The sequence below is a fragment of the Pseudomonas sp. P4_D7 genome (assembly GCF_056401755.1).
In genome coordinates, this window is record NZ_JBFUIR010000123.1 from 1 (window position 1) to 2,922 (window position 2,922).

Consider the following 2,922-nt stretch of genomic DNA (forward strand, 5'->3'; position numbering starts at 1 on the left):
TTCTACAGCAGCCTCATTTGCTGTCAAGTGATTATTTTCAGAAGTTTTCGAAGAATTCTTCAACAACTTCAACCACTTGCGCTTCCGATCTCTCGTCAGCGGGAAGCGAATTCTACAGCGTTACACGCTGCTGTCAACACCTCTTTTTCAACTTCTTTCTGGCTTCGATGAACTGAAGCGACCTGCCGCCGAAACCTACATAACTCATTGAATCTCAAGGAGTTTTCCGTTTCGACTGCGCCGGAAGTGGGGCGAATTATAGACATCCTGAATCTGCCGTCAACCGTTAATTTCGCTTTTCTTGCAAAACCTGCTTTTTAGCCAGCAAACGCGGGATCCGACGCATCACTTGCGGAATACGCAGCAACAGAAGCACCGCGCCTACAAAGGCATAGATCGCCCATTCCTCGAGATCAGCACGCACGATCCACAGCATATGCAGCAAACCCAGGCCAAGAATCACATAGACCAGACGATGCAGCTTCTTCCAGCGCGAACCCAAACGACGCTGACTGTAGCGATTTGACGTCACCGCCAGCGCCAACAATCCGAGAAAACCCAAAGCCCCCACTATTATGTAGGGCCGCTTACGCAACTCGACAGTCAGCTGCGACCAATCGAAACCCAGAATAAACGCCATATAACTACACAGATGCAAAACCACATAGGCAAAACACCAGAGCCCCAGCTGTCGGCGCACTGCAATCCACCCAGCCCAACCGGTGAGCTTCTGCATAGGTGTCATGCTCAGAGTGATCAACAACAACACCAACGTCCCCAAGCCCAGCCGATCCACCAGCACTTTGCCAGGATCGGGCCCGAGCAAATCCCCGAGAGCCTGATACAACCACAGCATCGGCCAGACTGCCGCCGCAATGAAAACGCCTATACGCCAGTACGGGAATCGCATCAGTAATTCTTCCGCAGATCGAGCCCTGTGTATAAAGAAGCGACTTCATCCGAGTAGCCGTTGAACATCTGCGTATCCCGCACATTTGGCTTGAACAGACTGTTTGGCAATCGCCGCTCCCGCGCCTGGGTCCAGCGTGGGTGATCAACCGTCGGGTTCACATTCGCATAGAAGCCGTATTCATCTGCCGCGATACTCTGCCAGGTCGTCTTCGGCTGCTCGCTGACCAGGCTGATACGGACGATGGATTTAACGCTCTTGAAGCCGTACTTCCATGGCACCACCAAGCGCAGAGGCGCACCGTTCTGATTCGGTAACTCGCGGCCATACATACCCACCGCCAGAATCGCCAGTGGATTCATCGCCTCATCCAACCGCAAGCCTTCTACATAAGGCCAATCGATCAGGGCAAACCCTGAACGCTGGCCAGGCATGCTCTTGGGATCCTGCAAGGTTTCAAAACGGATGTATTTGGCCTTGGACGTTGGCTCGACCTGCTTGAGCAGCGCCGAGATTGGAAAACCGATCCACGGAATGACCATCGACCACGCCTCGACACAGCGCAAGCGATAGATGCGCTCTTCCAATTGGTACGGCTTCATGAAGTCTTCCAGCGCATAGCGCCCTGGCTTACCCACCTCCCCGTCGACCACCACACTCCATGGTTCGGTTTTCAGCGAGCCCGCATTCGCCGCCGGGTCGCCCTTGTCGGTACCGAACTCATAAAAGTTGTTGTAGTGAGTGGCGTCTTTATAAGGCGTGATCGCCTCATCCTTGACGTTGACCGCCCCCCATTTAGTAGAAGGCAGCTTCTCGGTGAACCATGCAGGTGCCTTGCCCGGCTCGACATCGGCATACCGCGCCGCATCGTCGGCATTGGCCCAGCGCGGCAGGCTACTGACGGCGATACCGGCAGCAGTGGCCCCCAGCAATTGGCGGCGAGAGAGATAAATGGACTCAGGCGTGACATCCGACTCGTAGCAGTCGGACGCTTTGGGGACTTTGATCAACATGGCAACTCCGCAGCTTTGGAGGACAGATGCACCCATAGACTGCGGAGTATGCGGGAAATTACATCACTCGGCTTTTTTGTGCCGACGAAGATGCAACAGGTACTGAACCGGGCCGGAAGCCGCGTAAGCGAGGAACACCAGCAACAGAATGCGCGGCGGATCACTGAACACCACGGCGAACACCAGCACCACCGCAAGGATCGCCACGAACGGTACGCGCCCTTTCAGATCCAGCTCTTTAAAGCTGTTGTACTTGATGTTGCTGACCATCAGCATCCCAGCAGCCGCGACCATCAGCGCGACCAGGAACGACATCTTCGAACCCTGGATCCCGTAATCACTGAATGCCCAGACAATCCCCGCCACCACACCGGCCGCTGCCGGGCTGGCCAGACCAATGAAATAACGTTTATCCGCCGTGCCAACCTGCGTATTGAAACGCGCCAGACGCAACGCCGCGCCTGCTACATAGATGAAGGCAACCATCCAGCCGACCTTGCCCATGTCGCCCAACGCCCAACCGAATGCCAGCAACGCCGGTGCAACACCGAACGCGACCATATCCGACAGCGAGTCGTACTCGGCGCCAAAGGCACTTTGCGTATTGGTCATGCGCGCGACACGACCGTCGAGGCCGTCGAGCACCATGGCGACGAAAATCGCGATCGCGGCGAACGCAAAATACTTGCTCGCGTTCGCCGAATCACCGGCACTCAACGCAGCCTGGGCGCTCATCGAGTTGATGATGGAGTAAAACCCTGCGAACAGGTTCGCAGTGGTGAACAGGTTCGGCAGCAGATAGATACCACGATGCCGGACTTTACGACCTTCTGCGTCGTGCCCTTCTTCGATGTGCTCATCGATGGGCAACAGGCTTTCGGCGTCAGAAGCCTTGTTCGGCTCTTCGGGACGTTCGCTCATGGACATTACCTTGCAACGGTTTGAAGAAAATTCGACAGGTGCTTGAGGACGACAGTTCGGCCACAAACGCTGCAGCTT

3 protein-coding genes are annotated in these 2,922 nt (G+C 55.6%); all 3 read right to left on the reverse strand.

The window, feature by feature from the left end; genetic code table 11:
• Window positions 1-286 precede the first annotated feature (286 nt).
• Complete coding sequence (gene msrQ, locus AC1DVF_RS28845) at window positions 287-910, reverse strand: protein-methionine-sulfoxide reductase heme-binding subunit MsrQ (protein WP_477783580.1); 624 nt, start codon at window positions 908-910, stop codon at window positions 287-289.
• Complete coding sequence (msrP, locus tag AC1DVF_RS28850; protein ID WP_186625168.1) at window positions 910-1,923, reverse strand: protein-methionine-sulfoxide reductase catalytic subunit MsrP; 1,014 nt, start codon at window positions 1,921-1,923, stop codon at window positions 910-912. The genes msrQ and msrP overlap by 1 nt, the downstream gene beginning before the upstream one ends.
• A gap of 63 nt (window positions 1,924-1,986) precedes the next feature.
• On the reverse strand, window positions 1,987-2,844 hold the full coding sequence (gene pssA / locus AC1DVF_RS28855; protein WP_016983477.1) for a CDP-diacylglycerol--serine O-phosphatidyltransferase: 858 nt from the start codon (window positions 2,842-2,844) through the stop codon (window positions 1,987-1,989).
• Window positions 2,845-2,922 lie beyond the last annotated feature (78 nt).